The organism is Streptomyces sp. NPDC048257, assembly GCF_043201855.1.
Classification (GTDB): domain Bacteria; phylum Actinomycetota; class Actinomycetes; order Streptomycetales; family Streptomycetaceae; genus Streptomyces.
In genome coordinates this window covers 27,687-44,530 of record NZ_JBICZI010000002.1, presented here as the reverse complement: position 1 = coordinate 44,530, position 16,844 = coordinate 27,687, and the positions used below count along the sequence as shown (strand labels likewise).

General features: G+C 75.6%; 12 protein-coding genes and 1 tRNA gene. 8 read left to right on the top strand and 5 right to left on the bottom strand.

The features are described 5' to 3' along the window. Positions 1-100 precede the first annotated feature (100 nt). On the top strand, positions 101-1,411 hold the full coding sequence (locus tag ACGFZK_RS04295) for a M14 family zinc carboxypeptidase (protein WP_393847313.1): 1,311 nt from the start codon (positions 101-103) through the stop codon (positions 1,409-1,411). On the opposite strand, the gene ACGFZK_RS04290 is transcribed toward ACGFZK_RS04295, so the two are convergent. Beyond that, positions 1,408-1,893, bottom strand: a complete 486-nt coding sequence (locus ACGFZK_RS04290; RefSeq protein ID WP_393847312.1) for a GNAT family N-acetyltransferase — start codon at positions 1,891-1,893, stop codon at positions 1,408-1,410. The two genes, ACGFZK_RS04295 and ACGFZK_RS04290, sit on opposite strands and share 4 nt — an antisense overlap. A gap of 62 nt (positions 1,894-1,955) precedes the next feature. After that, entirely contained in the window at positions 1,956-2,519 is a 564-nt protein-coding gene (locus tag ACGFZK_RS04285) for an FHA domain-containing protein (protein ID WP_393847311.1), read from the bottom strand. Between the two features lie 110 nt (positions 2,520-2,629). On the opposite strand from ACGFZK_RS04285, the gene treZ reads away from it, so the two are divergent. Further along, entirely contained in the window at positions 2,630-4,375 is a 1,746-nt protein-coding gene (gene treZ / locus ACGFZK_RS04280) for a malto-oligosyltrehalose trehalohydrolase (RefSeq protein WP_393847310.1), read from the top strand. A gap of 3 nt (positions 4,376-4,378) precedes the next feature. Here the strand turns inward: treZ and ACGFZK_RS04275 are convergent, their stop codons facing one another. Continuing rightward, on the bottom strand, positions 4,379-5,503 hold the full coding sequence (locus ACGFZK_RS04275; RefSeq protein ID WP_393847309.1) for a M24 family metallopeptidase: 1,125 nt from the start codon (positions 5,501-5,503) through the stop codon (positions 4,379-4,381). 250 nt (positions 5,504-5,753) lie between these two features. On the opposite strand from ACGFZK_RS04275, the gene ACGFZK_RS04270 reads away from it, so the two are divergent. Next, a tRNA-His gene (locus ACGFZK_RS04270) sits at positions 5,754-5,826 on the top strand. A gap of 70 nt (positions 5,827-5,896) precedes the next feature. On the opposite strand, the gene ACGFZK_RS04265 is transcribed toward ACGFZK_RS04270, so the two are convergent. Continuing rightward, on the bottom strand, positions 5,897-6,652 hold the full coding sequence (locus tag ACGFZK_RS04265; protein WP_393847308.1) for an alpha/beta fold hydrolase: 756 nt from the start codon (positions 6,650-6,652) through the stop codon (positions 5,897-5,899). A gap of 127 nt (positions 6,653-6,779) precedes the next feature. Then, positions 6,780-8,840: a phosphocholine-specific phospholipase C gene (locus tag ACGFZK_RS04260; protein ID WP_393847307.1), complete on the bottom strand. Its 2,061-nt coding sequence runs from the start codon at positions 8,838-8,840 to the stop codon at positions 6,780-6,782. A gap of 148 nt (positions 8,841-8,988) precedes the next feature. Here ACGFZK_RS04260 and ACGFZK_RS04255 point away from each other — a divergent pair, with 148 nt between their 5' ends. The 5 genes from ACGFZK_RS04255 to ACGFZK_RS04235 are packed head-to-tail and all read left to right on the top strand — an operon-like array spanning position 8,989 to position 16,812. Beyond that, the gene (locus ACGFZK_RS04255) at positions 8,989-11,310 is read left to right on the top strand and encodes a hypothetical protein (protein WP_393847306.1); all 2,322 of its coding nucleotides are present in this window, start codon (positions 8,989-8,991) and stop codon (positions 11,308-11,310) included. A 1-nt stretch (position 11,311) separates the two neighbouring features. Continuing rightward, the gene (locus ACGFZK_RS04250) at positions 11,312-12,586 is read left to right on the top strand and encodes a hypothetical protein (protein WP_393847305.1); all 1,275 of its coding nucleotides are present in this window, start codon (positions 11,312-11,314) and stop codon (positions 12,584-12,586) included. Continuing rightward, positions 12,583-15,048: a GTPase-associated protein 1-related protein gene (locus ACGFZK_RS04245; RefSeq protein ID WP_393847304.1), complete on the top strand. Its 2,466-nt coding sequence runs from the start codon at positions 12,583-12,585 to the stop codon at positions 15,046-15,048. Before ACGFZK_RS04250 ends, ACGFZK_RS04245 begins: the two co-directional genes overlap by 4 nt. Next, positions 15,038-16,687, top strand: coding sequence for a hypothetical protein (locus tag ACGFZK_RS04240; RefSeq protein ID WP_393847303.1), 1,650 nt, complete (start codon positions 15,038-15,040; stop codon positions 16,685-16,687). Before ACGFZK_RS04245 ends, ACGFZK_RS04240 begins: the two co-directional genes overlap by 11 nt. Continuing rightward, positions 16,684-16,812 carry a hypothetical protein gene (locus ACGFZK_RS04235; RefSeq protein ID WP_393847302.1) on the top strand — a complete coding sequence of 43 codons (129 nt, stop codon included), beginning with the start codon at positions 16,684-16,686 and terminating at the stop codon, positions 16,810-16,812. Before ACGFZK_RS04240 ends, ACGFZK_RS04235 begins: the two co-directional genes overlap by 4 nt. Positions 16,813-16,844 lie beyond the last annotated feature (32 nt).

Here is a 16,844-nt window from a genome sequence, read left to right as displayed (position 1 = left end):
GCCCCCGGGTAGGCCTTGGCCAGGGGTTTCCCGGGGATCCGGGGGAACTGCGGGGCCCGCGGAGCAGTAGGGGGCGGGCCCCGCGGGCATGGCACCCTTTGTGACTCTCCTTCGCGACATGCGCTACCCCACACCGCAGGAACTCGGGCTCGCCGCCCGCGCTCTGGCGGACGAACACCCCGGCGAGGTCCGGCTCCGCCAGGCCGGCACCTCCCGGGCCGGGCAGCCCCTCTGGGTGCTGTCCGTCGCCGCGACGGGCGGTGCCCCGAGCGGAGCCCCCGGCGGAGCCGGCCGCAACGTCCTCGTCGTCGCCGGGGCACACGCCAACGAGCCCGTCGGCGGCGCCACCGCCCTCTCGCTCGCCCGGCGCGTGCTGGACGACCCGGCGCCGCGCGCCGGCTGCGGCTGGCACTTCCTGCTCTGCGCGGACCCGGACGGCGCGAACCTCCACCGCACGCCCCGCCCGCACTCGCTCCTGGACTACCACCGCAGCTTCTTCCGGCCGCCCGGCCCCGAACAGCCCGAGTGGGCGCCGTCGTTACTGCCTCCGGACCGGCTGCCGCCCGAGACCCTGGCCCTGACCGCGCTCATCGACGAACTGCGGCCCGTCCTCCAGGTCTCCCTGCACGCCACCGACCTCGGCGGTTCCTGGGTGCAGCTCACCCGGGACATACCCGGACTCGCCGAGCCGTTCGCCAAGTCGGCCGCCGAGCTGCGCATCCCGGTCGAGAACGGGGCCTCCGACGCGGCCGGCTGGCCCTCGCCCGGGCCCGGGATCTTCGTGATCCCGCAGCCGGGCAGCGAGGCCGCGGGAGCCTTCCACCCGGAGGACACCCGGCTCAGCACCTGGTACCACGCCCACCGCTACGCCGGTACGACCGCCATCGTCGAAGTCCCCATGTGGGCCTCCGACCTGGTGGACGATCCGGCCCCGCACCCGGACCCGCGCGGCGCCCTGCGGATGCTGGCCGGGCGGCTCACCGCGGACGCCGCGCTGGTGGCAGCGGTCCGGGACGGGGCCGGCGTACGGGCGGATCCGCCTGCGTACGAGGACCCGCCCGCGGCGCCCCTGCTGCGCGCGGTGGACTGGACGCTCGCGCTGATCCCCCGGATCGCCGCCGAGTGGACGGCCGGGGGTCCCGCCGAGGCCACGGGCGCGTACATCGCCAGCATCGACGCCTTCGGGCGCCGGCTGTCGCTGCGCGCCGCCGCGATGCTGCTCCGGGTGCTGCGCGCCCAGGGGCATCCGGCGGCGCCCGGGCTGGACCGGCTGGTCACCGGGTGGTGCGAGGACTTCGCGGCCCGGTTCGGGGCCCGCTGGGTCCCGGTGGCCACCCAGGTGGAACACCAGTCCCGGACGGTCCTGGCCGCGTACGAACGCCTCGTCGCGGCCGGCCGGTCACCGCACTAGCCCAGGTCGGGGGCGGGGGCGGGGTCCACGGTCAGGGCGTACCGGAGCTTCGGCCGTCCGGTGGCCCCGAGCCGGTCGTAGAAGCGGATCGCGCCCTCGTTCCAGTCGGGGGTCTGCCACTGGACCTGGTCGAGGCCGAGCTCGCGGGCCAGATCCGTCACGCCGTCCATCAGGGCGGCGCCGAGGCCGTGGCCGCGGGCCTCCTCCGCCAGGTAGAGGCAGTCCATGTGCAGGTAGTGCCGGGCGTCCCAGAAGGCGAACTCGGCGGAGCAGGCGGCATATCCGGCGACCGTGCCGTCGGGGGTCTCGGCGAGCAGCACCCACAGCCGGGCGTCCTCGGCGAACAGCTGCGGACCGAGCCGATCGGCGAGGCCGGGCGGGCGCGGCGCGGACTTCTCGTACGCGACGTGCTCGTGGACGAGCTCGGCCAGACGGGGCAGGTCCCCGACGCGGGCGCGGCGGATGACAGAGGTGCGTTCCATGACCGCCATCCTGCGCGGCGGCTCCGGGCGGCGGACCGGCGGGGCGCCCCCGGGAGACCGCCTCAGCTCGCCGAGAGGCGGAAGGTCATGTTCCCGAAGCTGACCTGGTCCCCGTCCCGGACCACCGCGGAGCCGGTCACCCGGCGTCCGTTGACCGTGGTGCCGTTGGTGGAGCCGAGGTCCCTGAGCACCCAGGTCCCGTTGCGCAGGCTGAGCTCCGCGTGCGCCCGGGATACGGTCTCGTGGCTGAGCCGCAGCCCGTTGCCGGGGTCGCGGCCGATCCGCAGGGCGGCCGCGCTCGGATGCGGCAGCAGCAGCTTGGGCAGTTGCTCGGCGGCCCAGGCGCGCCGGACGCCGACGGACACGGCCGAGACGCGGCCGACCCAGCCGAACAGCCGACGGGTCCACGGGCTTTCCGCCGCGTCCCGTGACTGGAGGTCGGCCGTGAGCACGGCGAGGTCCTCGGAGCGGCGGGCGACGAGGGCGAGTTCCATCCGGCGCAGGAAGGTGTCGTGGGACAGCTTGCCGAGGGCGGCACCCTCCCTGAGCTGGCCCAGCGCCCGGTCGCGCTCGGCGTCGGACAGCCGCGGCGCGGGGAAGGCGGGAACCTCAAAACTGGACGTCACAGGGTGATTGTCGGCCCGTCGGGGGCGGAGTGTCCAGAACTCCCCCGCCACGCCCGGAATGATGGGCACGATACGCATGCTGGACACCGCCGCCGACGAGGGGACCGTCCGTGCAGTTCGAGGTGTGGGCACCGCAGACAGGTCGTGTCGCCATGCGGCTCGACGGGGCGACGTACGACATGGCGCGCGATCCGGACCGGGACGGCTGGTGGGCCGTGGAGGCCCCGGCCGCGGACGGCAGCCGCTACGGATTCCTGCTCGACGGCGAGGGGCCCCGGCCCGACCCGCGCGGGCGCCGGCTGCCCGACGGGCCCGACGGGCTGTCGGCGGTCGTCGACTTCGAGGCCCTCACCCCGCGGCCGGCACCACCGCCGCACACCCGGCTCCAGGACGCCGTCCTGTACGAGCTGCACATCGGCACCTTCACCCCCGAGGGCACCTTCGACGCGGCCGCGGCCCGGCTCGGGCACCTGACCGCCCTCGGCGTCACGCACGTGGAGCTGATGCCCGTCTGCTCCTTCGCCGGCCGGCACGGCTGGGGGTACGACGGGGTCGCGCCCTGGGCGGTGCACGAGCCGTACGGCGGCCCGGCCGGCCTGGCCCGTTTCACGGCCGCCGCGCACGAGGCCGGGCTGGGCGTGGTGCTGGACGTGGTCCACAACCACCTCGGCCCGTCCGGCAACCACCTGCCCGCCTTCGGGCCGTACTTCACCGGCACCCACCACACCCCGTGGGGCTCGGCGGTGAACCTGGACGCGCCCGGCTCCGACGAAGTGCGCGCGTACCTGCTCGGCAGCGCGCTGGCCTGGCTGCGCGACTACGGGATCGACGGGCTGCGGCTGGACGCCGTGCACGCGCTGGCCGACGACCGGGCGCTGACCTTCCTGGAGGAACTGACCGCGGCGGTCGACGAACTGGCTGCGGACACCGGCCGCCCGCTGTTCCTGATCGCCGAGTCCGACCGGTGCGACCCGCGCACCACCACCCCGCGGGCCGCCGGGGGCCTGGGCCTGCACGCCCAGTGGAACGACGACTTCCACCACGCCTTGCACTGCGTGCTGACGGGCGAGTCCCAGGCGTACTACGCCGATTTCGCCGCGGCCCCGCTGGCCGCCCTCGCCAAGACCATGACCCGGGCCTTCTTCCACGACGGGACCTGGTCCTCCTTCCGGGGCCGCACCCACGGCCGACCGCTGGACCGCCGCCGGACCCCGGCCCACCGCTTCCTCGGCTACACCCAGACCCACGACCAGATCGGCAACCGGGCGCTGGGCGACCGGCTCTCCGCCTCGCTCTCCCCCGGCCTGCTGGCGTGCGCCGCGACCGTGGCCCTGACCGGGCCGTTCGTGCCGATGCTGTTCATGGGCGAGGAGTGGGGGGCCAGGACGCCCTGGCAGTACTTCACCGACCACCCGGACCCGGAGCTGGCGGAGGCGGTCCGGTCGGGCCGCCGCCGGGAGTTCGCGGCGCACGGCTGGAAGGCCGAGGAGATCCCGGACCCGCAGGACCCGGCCACCCGGGACCGCTCCCGCCTGGACTGGTCGGAGCCCGAACAGGCCGTCCACGCCCGCCTGCTGGACTGGTACCGCACCCTGATCGCGCTCCGGCGCACCCATCACGACCTGCGCGACCCGGACCTGGCGGCGGTCCGGGTCGCCCATGACGAGGAGCGTCGCTGGCTCACCTTCCGGCGGGGCGACGTCCGGGTGGCCGTGAACTTCTCCCCGGACCCGGTGACGATCGCGCTGGGCCGCAACGGGGTGCGGGTGCTGGCCGCCTGGGAGCCCCTCGAGCACCCGGGTCCGGACGGGCGGATCCACGTACCGGGCGAGACGGCGGTCGTCCTGGCCCCCTGAGGCTCACTCCACGACGGCCAGCTCGCGCGGGGCGTTGTTGAGGCGGCGCCCGCCGTCCTCGGTGACCGTCACGATGTCCTCGATACGGACGCCGAACCGGCCCGGCAGGTAGACGCCCGGCTCCACGGAGAAGCACATGCCGGGGACCAGCGGCTGCTCCTCGCCCTCGACCATGTACGGGGGCTCGTGGGTGGTGACGCCGATGCCGTGGCCGGTGCGGTGGATGAAGCGGTCCCCGTAGCCGAACTCGGTGATCACGGCGCGGGCGGCCCGGTCCACCTCCTGGCAGGAGACCCCCGGCCGGACCGCGGCCACGCCGGCCTGCTGGGCCTCGCGGACGATGTCGTGGACCCGCTGCTCCTCGGCGGTGGGCTCGCCGACGTGCACGGTGCGGGAGATGTCGGAGCCGTAGCCGAAGCGCAGTCCGCCGAAGTCGAGGACCACCATGTCGCCGTGGCGGATGACGCGGTCGCCGGCCTCGTGGTGCGGGTTGGCCCCGTTGGGGCCGGAGCCGACGACCGTGAAGTCGACCTGGGAGTGGCCGTGCGCGCGCAGCAGGGCGGCCAGGTCGGCGGCGACGTCGGTCTCCCGGCGGTCGGCGAAGGGGAGGTGGAGGATCTGCGCGTAGGCGGCGTCGGCGGCGGCCCCCGCGGCGGCGAGGCGCTCCAGCTCGCGCTCGTCCTTGACCGCGCGGAGCATGGGCAGGCAGTCGGTGAGCGGGGCGTAGGCGGTGTTCGGCAACTCCCGCTGGAGGCCGAGGAGGTGCAGGGCCCAGGTGTTGTCGCTCACGCCGAAGCGCCCGCGGAAGTCCATCAGCGGGGCGGTCACGGCGTACGGGTTCTTCCCGTCGGTCCAGTCCCGCAGGGTCAGCGCGGTGGCGCCCGGGGCCTTCTCCGCGTCGGGGGCCTCCAGGGCGGGCACGATGAGCACCGGGTCCTGCCCGGCGGCCAGCACCAGCAGGGTCAGCCGCTCGGTCTCGGCGGTGGGCCGGTATCCGGTGAGGTGCGTGAGGTCGGGCCCGGGGGCGATCAGCAGCCCCGCGAGCCCCGCGTCGGCGGCGGTCTGGGCGGCGGCGGCCATCCGGGCGGCGTAGTCGTCGGCCGTGAAGGGTGCGGGTTCACGTGTCATACGGGTGATCCTGCCGCCTGCCACCCGACGGGCGCAGCGCCCGCGCCGATCCGTCTCCCGACGGGAGGAGCCCGTCCGGCCGCGCAGTCCGCGGGGTGTCTCCCCCGCCGCGCGGCCTGGCAGCGGGACCAGCCCGCGCCCGGCCGGTGTGCCGGGGGCCGGTGTGCCGGGGGATATCGCGTCGCGGGAGTACCCCTCTGATCGGCTATGCTGTGCTTGCACATCGAACGGCGGTCCGCCGCCCTTCGTGGTGGGTGTAGCTCAGTTGGTAGAGCACCTGGTTGTGGTCCAGGTGGCCGCGGGTTCAAGTCCCGTCACTCACCCTGTCGATCCCGTGGGGCACGAGGTTTCCTCGTGCCCCACGGGATTTTTCGTGCGCCCCGGCTGGACCCGCTAGACCCGGAGGAAGGCCTCCACCTCGGTGACGAACGCCACGGGCGTCTCGTGCGGCGGGTAGTGCCCGGAGCCCGGGATCGTCACGATCCGGCAGTCCGGATACGAGGCCTGCCATGTGGCCCGCATCACGTCCGGGGTGATCGCGAGGTCGTACTCCCCGACGAGCACGAGCACCGGGACGGTGTTCCCCTTCACGGCGGCTGACAGGTCGAGCGGCTGCCAGCTGGCGAGATAGCCGGCGAAGGCCTCGGGGCGGGAGACGGCCAGGGAGTGGGCGACCATCCCGTCGAGCCAGTGGCGGCTCACCCGGTGGCCGGTGACCAGGTCGAGGATGGCCCGGCGCTTCTCGGGGTCGGTGGCGGCGCCGTGGAAGAGGGCGTGGGTCGCGTCGTCCATCGCGTAGGGCCCGGCCGGGACGGGGGCGAGCCCGATCAGTTTCTCCACCCGTTCGGGGGCCCGGACGAGGACCTGCTGGGCCGCCTTGCCGCCCATGGAGTGGCCGAGCAGGGAGAAGGTGTCCCAGCCGAGCTGGTCGGCGAGTTCCAGGACGTCGTCGGCGATCTCGGCCAGGTTGTGGCGGCCGGACACGTCCCGCCGGTCGCCGTAGCCGCGGTAGTCGAGGAAGACGTACGAGAAGCCCTCGGGGTCCAGGTGGTCCAGGACGGAACCCCAGTTCGCGGAGGTGCCGAACCAGTCGTGCAGCACGATGATGCGGACGGGTCCGGTGCCGATCCTGCGGTGGGCGATGGCCATGCGTTCTCCCTCGGTGAGGTGGCGAAGAAAACCGACGCCGGAGGTTCTTCCCGCGGGCCCCACCGTCACACCGCACGCCGCACGCGTCCTCCTGCTGCGGTCCGCCCGCAGCAGGAGGAGGTCCGGATCAGACGGTCCTGATCGCCGGGTCCGAGACGCCCGGGGCGCCGGTCTCCACGTGGCCGGCGAAGCGCCGCAGGAAGGTGGCGTCGGCGTCGGAGACGACCTTCACGTCGTACCAGCGGCCGGCGGCGGCGAGGTTCACCGTGTGGGAGACCGTGGCGCCCGCGGCGACCCGCAGGGTCTGGGCCGCGCCGCCGTAGGCGTCGGTCACCGTGAGGTTGACGGCCGCCGTCCCGGAGTTGGTCAGGGTCAGGGCCAGGTTCCCGGTGGCCGCCACGTGGCGGGCCGTGGCCTCGGGGCCGGCCTTCTTCGCCGGGCCCTTCCAGGTGCGCAGGAAGCCGTTGGGGCCCCACACCGTGAGGTTGATCTGGTTGCCGGTGGAGCTGCTCGTGGACCAGGTGTCCGAGAGGGTCTTGCCCGCCTCGACCGTGTAGGGCCACGGGCCGTCCGTACGGTTGCCCGAGGTGCTGTGGAAGTGGGCGCCCAGGGCCGGGCCGGAGGAGAAGGTGAGCGTGAACTTGCCGGTGGAGACGGTGCGGGCGCCGTCCACGTAGGGGCTGTAGCCGAGCGCGCGGGTCGGCTTGGAGCCGGCCTCCTGGCGGGGCAGGGTGCCGGTCGCCGGCGGGGTCGGGTGGTAGGACGGGTGGCGGTCCTTGTCCGGGGGGACGTACCCGGCCGTGGACGGGAGCGCGGCGGGCGCGGAGTCGGCCCGGGTGAAGTCGAAGGCCGAGGTCAGGTCGCCGCAGACGGCGCGGCGCCACGGGGAGATGTTGGGCTCCTGCACCCCGAAGCGCTTCTCCATGAAGCGGATCACCGAGGTGTGGTCGAAGGTCTCGGAGCAGACGTAGCCGCCCTTGCTCCAGGGGGAGACCACGATCATCGGGACGCGCGGGCCGAGCCCGTACGGTCCGGCCGCGTAGCCCCCGCCGCCCGCGTAGAGGTCCTTCGACACGTCCGCCGTGCTCAGGCCCCAGGCCGAGGAGGCCGGCGGGTACGGCGGGACCACGTGGTCGAAGAAGCCGTCGTTCTCGTCGTAGGTGATGAAGAGGGCCGTCTTGGCCCAGACCGCCGGGTTCGCGGTCAGCGCGTCCAGTACCTGCGAGATGTACCAGGCGCCGAAGTTCGTCGGCCAGTTCGAGTGCTCGCTGAACGCCTCGGGGGCGGCGATCCAGGAGACCTGGGGCAGGGTGGCGCCCACGACGTCCGCGCGCAGCCGGTCGAAGTAGCCGTCGCCCGCCTTGACGTTCGTGCCGGTGCGCGCCTTCTCGTACAGGGCGCTGCCGGGCTGGGCGTTGCGGTAGGTGTTGAAGTACAGCAGCGAGTTGTCGCCGTAGTTGCCGCGGAAGGCGTCGTTGATCCAGCCCCAGGAACCGGCCGCGTTCAGGCCGTCGCCGATGTCCTGGTAGACCTTCCAGGAGACCCCGGCGGACTCCAGCCGCTCCGGGTAGGTCTTCCAGCCGTAGCCGGCCTCCTGGTTGCCGAGGACCGGGCCGCCGCCCGTTCCGTCGTTGCCCGTGTGGCCCGTCCACATGTAGTAGCGGTTCGGGTCCGTGGCGCCGATGAAGGAGCAGTGGTAGGCGTCGCAGACCGTGAAGGCGTCGGCGAGGGCGTAGTGGAACGGGATGTCGTTCCGGGTCATGTAGGACATGGTCGTGGCCGTCTTCGCCGGGACCCACTTGTCGTACTTGCCGTTGTTGTACGCCTGGTGGCCGCCGGCCCAGTCGTGGTTGAGCCCCTCGAGGAACTGCATCCCGAGGTCCTGGATCTGCGGGTTGAAGGGCAGGATGTCCTTCGTCCCGTTCGACTGGTGGAAGACCGTCTTGCCGTTGTCCTGGAGCACCGGCCGGGGGTCACCGAAGCCCCGGACCCCCTTCATGGCGCCGAAGTAGTGGTCGAAGGACCGGTTCTCCTGCATCAGGACGACGATGTGCTCGATGTCCTGGATCGTTCCGGTGGTGCCCTGCGCCGGGATGGCGGCGGCCCGCGCGATGCTGTCGTTCAGCATCGTGAGGGCGGCGGTGCCACCGGCTATCTGCAGGAACCTGCGACGGTTGAGCTCTGCCATGGGGTGACGACCTCTGCGGGTGAGGGGGGAGTCGAGGGGCGCCCCAAGGACAGCGGTCCCGGGGTACCGGTCGGAGATCACTTCGTGACACTGCGCCGTACACCTGGAGAACGAAAAGAGCTCCCGAACGGCCTGCGGATCTGCTGAAATGACCTCCCACACACTGCACGGGGGGCGCAGAGCGATGGCCGGGACCGAGTTCGGGCATGCCATCGGGCTGTCCCGCGCGCTCTCCGGCCTGCCGCTGTCGCCGTTGGTGGGAGGGTACGGGGAACTCCTCGCCGCACAACAGGCCCTCGGCTTGCGCCACTTGGGTGAAATGCTGGTCCCGCCCGGCGTCCGTTTACGGGTCCTCGACGGGGTCTTCCGCGTCACCGCGCCCGGTCGGCGCCGGCACATCGGCGCCGGCGTGCTGCGGGAACTGCGCCGGGAGCAGCCCGAACCGGCCGCGGCCCGGTTACTGGAGCGGCTGGCCGGGATCCAGGAGGCGGACCCCGCCGCACTGCGCCGGATCCTGCTGTACCAGCTCACCCACCTGCTCCAGGACCATCCCCAGGGGCATCTGCCCGCCACCGCCACCGGCCTCGGGGTCGACCCGGCCGAGGCCGCCGCCCTGGTCCACGCGGCCGCCCGGCGGGCCCGGCTGGACGGCGGGCAGCGGGCCGCCGCCGAGGCCCTGCCGGACGACCTGCTGGAGCACCGGATCCGCTCCGCCACCCGCCGGGCCGCCCTGCTGCCGTCCCCGGCCGGGGACCGGCCGCTGGCGGACCTCCTCGCCGGGCTGGCCGCCCGGGCGGCGGCGGCCGACGCCGAGCTCGCGGTGGCCCGGCGGGCCGAGGAGCAGGGGGATCCGGAGCGGGCCTGCGTCCACTACGAGGAGGCGGCGGCGCTGGCGGGCGACTGCCCGCGCGCGGTGCGCGGGCTGGTGCGCACCTACCGGCCGGATCCCGGGGACCCCGGCCCGCTGGAGTCCCTGCTCGTCCCGGACGGTGTCGAACTGCGCTGGCCGCCCGGCGACTTCGGGGACACGCGCTGGCGGGTGGTCCGGCTCACCCGCGGGGAGCCGGCCGCCGGCCCGCTGCCCGAGGTGACCGGCCGGCCCGGCGGGGGCGTGCTCGTGGACCGCGGCGCCGGGCTCGGCGAGCAGGTCCGCCATGTGGCGCTGCCGCTCCGGGCCGACGGCGCCGTCGACGGGCCGCCGCTGATCGGCACCCCGGTCTCGGTCGCCCCGCCGGTCACGGAGCCGGCCGCCGTCGACGGCAACGGCTGGATCGAGGCCTCGTGGACACCGCCGTCGGGCGCGGCCGGCTGCGAGGTGACGCTGACCGGGCCCGCGGGACGCACCCCGGCGCCCCCGGCGGCACGGACGGGCCTGCGGGAGACCCTGCGCGCCGAGGGGCTGGCGCCCGGGCGGTACGAGCTGGTGGTGCGGGCCCGGTACGCCCCGACGCGCAGCGCCGGCCGCGGGGCGCTGTCCGCGCCCGTGACGGTACGGGTCTCCGTACGCACCTGGCCGGCGCCCGTGCTCGCGCTGACGGCGGCGGCCCGGGAGGCGGGCGGGGTGGAGTTCCGCCGGACCGGCGGGGACGGGGCCGAGGTACGGCTGGTGGAGTGGCCCGGCACGGCCCCCGCCGCGGGGACCGAACTGACCGCGGCGGAGCTGCCGCCCGCGCTGGACTGGGCCGGCCCCGGCTGGACCGGCCCGGTGTCCGTCGGGCGGCCGCCGCCGGGAGCGCTCACCACCGTCTCCGCCGTGTCCGTGCTGGACGGGCGGGCCCTGGCCGGGCCCTCCGTCCTGGTCGAGGCCCCGCTGCCGGTGACCGGGCTCGCGCTGCGGCGGGCCGCGCCCGGGCTGGTCCAGGTCTCCTTCGACTGGCCCGGAGCCGCGGGCACCGTCACCGCCACCGTCACCCAGGACGGACGGCGCACCGACTTCGCCGTGGCCCGCAGCGTGTTCCTGCGCGAGGGCCTCCAACTGCCGGTCAGCCCTGCTGCGTTGTCCGTCGAGGCGCATGCCGCGCCGCGCAGCGCCCGGTCCGTGCTCGCCGCCTGCGGGGGCGACGCGCGGGCCGAGCTGCCCGCCGACGTGGCCATCGCCTACGAGCTGGTGCCCGGTGCCCGGCGCGGACTGCGCCGCGGGCCCGCCGTCCTGCGGGTGACCGTACGGGCGCCGGGCGGCGCACCCGGCCCGGACCTTCCCGGATTCGTCCTCGTGGCCCGGGGCGACGGCGGCCGCAACCCGCAGCGCCCGGCCGGACCGGGCGGCGGAACGGCCGTGTGCCGGGTGACCGGAGCCGAACTCGCGGCCGCGGCCGCGGACACCGGGACGGGCACCGGCACCGTGGAGCGCCCGATCGACACCACGGCCGCGCCCGGCCGCCCGTACGCCCTGCGCGGTTTCCTCCTCGGCGGCGCCGCCGCCTCCGTCCGGCTCGAAGAGCCTCCTCTCCTCTCCCTGGTGGTCCGCTGACATGACCTCCGTCGTCTGCCCCTACTGCTTCGACCGGTCCCCGGCGGCCCGGCTGCCCTACCGCTGCCAGATGTCCGCCACGGGTGTGCGCGGCGCCAGACCCTGCGCGGCCGAACTCGACACCTTGTGGGCGGATTTCATGGGCCCGAGCGTGCCTCCGGCGCTGAAGATGCGCGGCCCGGTCTTCACCGCCCCGCGCGGCCTCGGCCGGCGCCTGGCGCCGAGCGGGGGCGGATCGCGGGCGGACTGCCCCGCCTGTGGGGGGTCCACGCCGGTCCGGGTGTGCCGGCGCTGCCACAGCGACTTCCCCAGCGACTACTGCGACCAGGACACCCGGATCATCGCCCTGCTCGGCCCCAAGGCCTCCGGCAAGAGCACGTACGTCTCGGTCCTGCTCAACGAACTGCGCGGCAGGGTGGGGCGGGCGTACGGGGCCTCGGTGACCGCGATGGGCGGCGAGACCCAGCGCCGGGACCGCGAGCTGGCCGAGGACCTCTACGACCGGCTGCGGCTGCCGCAGGCGACCAGACCTGCGGCCCTGGGCTTCAACGACCCGCTGCTGTACCGGCTCAGCCTGCCGCTGCGGCGCCGGCTGCGCGGGGACGGCAGCCGGCACACCGCGCTGGTCTTCTTCGACGCGGCGGGCGAGGACCTCGCCAGCGCGGAGGCGATGGACCGCTACACGCACTACCTGGCCGCCGCGGACGGGATCATCCTGCTCGTGGATCCGCTGCAGATGCGGGCGGTACGCGACCGGCTGCCCACGGACGACGGGCCGCCGCTGCCGGTCATCGAGACCCCGCCGCAGCAGATCGCCGCCGATCTCGCGGCGCAGCTGCGGGCCCACGGCCGGGGCGCCTCGCGCGGCCGGGTCACGACCCCGGTGGCAGTGGCCGTGACCAAGACGGACTCGCTCGCGGCCCTGCTGGGGCCGCATTCGCCGCTGCTGCGCAATGCCGACCACTCCGCGGGCGCGCTGGACGAGGAGGACCGGCAGGCGGTGCACGAGGAGATGCGCGCGCTGCTCGACGGCTGGGACTCGGGGGCGCTGCTGCGGCAGTTGGAGCGGGACTTCGCTCAGCTGTCGCTGTTCGGGCTCTCGGCGCTCGGTTCGCCGCCGCCCGCGAACGCACCGGCCGACGCCCCGAAGTCGGGTCCGCGGCCGCTGCGCGTGGAGGATCCGCTGCTGTGGCTGCTGGGGCTGGGCGGGCTGCTGCCGCGCACCGGTGGCGCCGCCGGCCCGGGCAGCCGTACCGGCTCGGAGGGGAACTCGTGAATCTCGCCCAACTGCACTACACCTCGGCGCCGCCCGGCCCCGACGGCTCCGGATTCCGCTTCACGGCCGTCAGCCCCGGGGTGCCGGCCGCGCTGCTGCGCGAGGCGGAGCAGCTGATCGGCTACGAGCCGCCCCGGGACGCGCCGTCGCGTCCGGAGCCGCAGGAGCTGGCCGGCTTCCCGCAGGCGCTCAGTCTGAACGTGCTGGCCGACGGCAGCCGGCTGCTGGCGCGTTCGGTGTACACGGGCGCCGACTACAGCGGCCGCTGGGGCAACTTCCACGCCCACGCGGTGCACCTGCCGCAGCCCGCCGGTTCCGGACCGGCCGTGGGCGAACTGCCGATCACCGCCTGGGGATCGCCGCAGTGGGCCGCCGCCACCCCGGCGGACGGCGCGCCCGCACTGGCCGCGGTGCCCGCGCCGGGCCGGCTGGACCGGGCCGCGCTGGCCGCCTTCGTCGCCGCCCGCGGGCCCTGGCTGGCCGCCTTCTTCGCCGATGTGCGCCGGCTCGGCGAGGACCCGGACGCCCCGCAGATCGTGCTCGTGGAGGCGGACAGCGAGGCCGTGGCCCGCTGGATCATGCTCGCGTGCAGTGTGCTGCCGCACCAGCGGGGCCAGTGGCTCACCTTCACCACCTACACCCGGCGGCCGCAGCTCGCCCGGCAGCAGATCATCGGCGTGATGGCCGAGGACGGGCTCGGCCTCGCCGGGCAGGAACACCGTTACCGGGTGTACGACGCCACGCGCGCCGCCGCCCCCGCAGCCCCCGGGGTGACGGACGTGTGGGCCGACACCGCCGCGCGGATCTGGCAGGCGCAGCGCCAGGACCTGGTCGCCGTGGTCCGGCGCCTGGCCGCCGGACCGTACGACGCGGGGCCGCTGGCCGCGCTCGCCCTGGCCGAGGGCGTCTGCCTGCCCTCCGCCGGCCGGGCGGCGGCCGCCGGCTGGGCCGCCGGGCACCGGGACGCGCTGGACGACGGGCGCATGCACGCGCTGGCCCTGGCGCTGGGCCGGCCGGCCGGGGACCGGGACCCGGCGGAGGTCGCCGCGGCCGGGCGGCTGCTCGCGGCCCTGGACGGCTGGGCTCCGCCCGCGGTGTGCGAGCCGCTGGTGGCCCTGACCCTGACCGAGGCGGTACGGACCGGCGCGCCGCCCCCGGCCCTGCCCACCGCGGGCGCTCTCGGCGCGGCCGTGCGGAGCCGGCTCGCGGCGGAGCTGGAGCCGGGCCTGCGGGCGGCGCTCACCCGCCCCGCGGCCGAACCGGACCACTGTGCCGGGCTGTTACGGGTGGCCTCCGTGCTCGGGACGGACGTCGGCGATCTGCTGCCCGGTGTGGCACGGCAGTTGGCGCTCGCGCTGCTCACCGATCCGGAGCGGGCGTACGGGGCGGGGGTGCGGGCCGCGCTGGCAGAACTGCCCGGGCTGCGCGCCCTCGTACTCGACCGGCTGGACTCACTCGCGGCGGGCGACCCGGCCGCGGCCCGGCGGCTGTTCGCCGGGACCGCGCTGCGGCTGACGGCGGCCGACGCCCGGCCGCACCTGCGGATGTGCGCCGAGGCCCCGGCGGTGGCCGCGGCCGCCCCGGACCGGGTCGGCGCGCTGAACGCCCTGCTGTCCCTCTCGGGCGTCTCGCTGTACGCGGAGCCGCTGCTGCTGCGGACGGCGATGCGGCTGGTGTGGGACGGGGAGCCGCCGGGGGCGGGCGAGGCCGGAATGGTGCTCGGCGCGACCGGGCCGCAGGTCCACCGGGAGGCCGGGACCTGGGAGTTGCTCGTCCAGGCGGCGGTACGGGCCCCGGCCGGGGACCGCGAGGCCGCGGAGCTGGCGCCGGAGGTCCTCGGGCAGTTCCAGCAGGAGATCCCTGCCCGGCTGCGGCCGTCGCTGCTGCTGCTGGAGCTGGCCCGGAACCTGCGGTCGGGCTCGGCGGGCGGGGGCTGGGTCCGCCAGGCGCTGGACCTGCGGTCGCTGGATCCCGAGCCGGGCCCGCGCGACCACGCGTACGCGGTGATCTGTGCGCGGCTGCTGGCCGAGGGCCGGCCGGACGGCGAGCTGCGGGCGATGATCGAGAGCAACGACGCGGAGCTGCTGGCCGCCTACCGGCTGGCGGCGCGCGAACCGGCGGTCCGCGACCGGCTGCGGCTGGATCCGGGCTATGTCGCGGACTGCTTCACGGTGTGGTCCTCCCAGCCGCAGGCCGGGGCGGTCTGGCAGGAGGCGCGCACGGACCTGCTCGACGGAGTGCTGCGGCCGGCCGTACGGGGCCTCGCGGCGGCCGACCTGTCCGAGGTGGAGCAGTCGCTGGCCCGGCTGGGCGGCCGCTGGGCGGACGAGTTCCGCAGCTGGCAGCGGCCGGGCGCCTTCGGCCGCCTGCGCGAACGCTGGGGCGGGCGCCGGTCCGGCGACGGGCAGCGGCCGGGCGGGCACGGCTCGGGCGGGCAGGGGGCCGGCGGACATGGGGGCTGATTTCGTGGATCCGGAGCTGATCGCGCGGATACTCGGCACCCTCACCGGGGTGATCGCGGTCGCCGTGTGCCTCGGGTACGGGCTGTGGCGGTTCCTGGCGCTGGCCCTGTCGGCGGCCTGGGCGGCCTTCCGGACGGTCCCGGCGGGCGGTGGGGACCGGGGGATCGTCCCGTACACCGGTCCGGAACCGGTCCGCCCCGCGTACTGGGCCGGACAGATGTGGCTGGACGCCCTGTTCGCCGGGCAGGCCGCCGCCCTGACCGTCTGGTTCCTGCTGACCCGGCACTGGCTGGGCCAGGTGGTGCGCCACCGGCTGCTGCGCGGGCGCAACGGGCAGACCGGCGAGCTCGCCGACCACGGCTTCGGCCGGCTGCTGCTGCGCCTGCTGGCTCCCGGCACGGCGCTGGCCGCGGTGCTGTCCGCGCTGATCGCCTCGGTCCTGCTGACCGGCGTCGCGCTGTTCTTCGCCGTCCAGCTGGCCCTGGTCGCGCTCGCCGCCCTGGCCGCCGTCCTGGCCGGGCGGTCCGCGGAGCAGCTGTGGAAGCTGGCCCGGGGCATCCGGATGAAGTGCCCGTACCCGGGCTGCTACCGGCCCTTCCCGCTGGCCGTGCACCTCTGCCCGGGCTGCGGAGCCGCCCACCGCGAGCTGCGGCCCGGCGGGTTCGGCGCCTGGCGGCACGTCTGCCGCTGCGGCCGGGGCCTGCCGAGCACCCTGATGACCGGGCGCCGCCGGCTCGCCGCCCGGTGCCCGCACTGCGACCGCAGCCTGCCCCCGGCCGTGGGCACCACCCGGGTCGTGCACCTGCCGCTGATCGGGGGCACCTCCGCCGGCAAGACCATGCTGCTCGCGGCCATGCTCGACGGGCTGCGGTCCTGGTCGCACCAGTCCCGGCTGACGGTCGAGTACGCCTCCCCCGACGACCTCGGCGAGGCCAACACCCTGGGCCGGCAGCTGAACCGGACCGGATGGGCCCTCAAGACCCAGGGCGGGCAGCCGCGCGCCCTGATGCTGCTGGTCGGATACGGCCGCCGGCGCCGGCTGCTCTACCTGTACGACCCGATGGGCGAGTCCCTCCGGGACGCGGACACGACCCGCGGCCAGGGTTACCTCGCGCACGCCGACGGGGTCCTGCTGGTCACCGACGTGCTCGCCGCACCCGTCGTACGCCGCGCCCTGCACGCGGGCGACACCGAACGGGCCGAGGCCGCCCGGCCGGCCGAGCTCGGCCCGGTGGAGACGTACGCCGGGTTCACCGGCGAGCTGCAGGGGCTCGGCGGCCGCCGCGCGCGGCTCCCCGTGGCCACGGTGGTGACCAAGCGGGACGCGCTGGACCAGCTGGACTCGCTGCCCCGGCCCACGGAGCCGGTCGGGGCGTGGCTGACCGAGATCGGGCTGGACGAGCTGGTCCGCGCCCTCGGCCATGACTTCGCGGCGGCCCGGTACTGGGTGGTCAGCGCGCGCGCCGCGACCGGCGCGGGCGCCCTGGACACCGAGCAGCGGCGGGCGGCGGAGCCGGTGCTGTGGCTGCTGTCCCGGACCGGGCTGCGCGTCGGGCGGCTCGGCGAGAGCCGGCAGGACCTTCCGGGCCGGGCGGATCCACAGCTCTCGCACACGGAGGAAAGGAGCAACACCCCATGATGACACCGCAGATCGCGCGGGGCCGGAGGATGATGGCGGCCCTGTTCGTGTCGGCGGTCGTGATGACGGCGGCCGCCGCGGTGGCGGCGCTGGCGCGGTACATCCCGCAATGGACCGGAAGTTGAAGGAGATACGCGGTGAGTGACATCCCCGGCGG

Excerpts from the sequence above, each read along its gene's own strand:
- ACGFZK_RS04290 (WP_393847312.1), bottom strand. The coding sequence starts at position 1,893 with ATGGAACGCACCTCTGTCATCCGCCGCGCCCGCGTCGGGGACCTGCCC.
- ACGFZK_RS04275 (WP_393847309.1), bottom strand. The coding sequence starts at position 5,503 with ATGACACGTGAACCCGCACCCTTCACGGCCGACGACTACGCCGCCCGG.
- ACGFZK_RS04265 (WP_393847308.1), bottom strand. The coding sequence starts at position 6,652 with ATGGCCATCGCCCACCGCAGGATCGGCACCGGACCCGTCCGCATCATC.
- ACGFZK_RS04260 (WP_393847307.1), bottom strand. The coding sequence starts at position 8,840 with ATGGCAGAGCTCAACCGTCGCAGGTTCCTGCAGATAGCCGGTGGCACC.
- ACGFZK_RS04255 (WP_393847306.1), top strand. The coding sequence starts at position 8,989 with ATGACCTCCCACACACTGCACGGGGGGCGCAGAGCGATGGCCGGGACC.
- ACGFZK_RS04250 (WP_393847305.1), top strand. The coding sequence starts at position 11,312 with ATGACCTCCGTCGTCTGCCCCTACTGCTTCGACCGGTCCCCGGCGGCC.
- ACGFZK_RS04240 (WP_393847303.1), top strand. The coding sequence starts at position 15,038 with ATGGGGGCTGATTTCGTGGATCCGGAGCTGATCGCGCGGATACTCGGC.
- ACGFZK_RS04235 (WP_393847302.1), top strand. The coding sequence starts at position 16,684 with ATGATGACACCGCAGATCGCGCGGGGCCGGAGGATGATGGCGGCCCTG.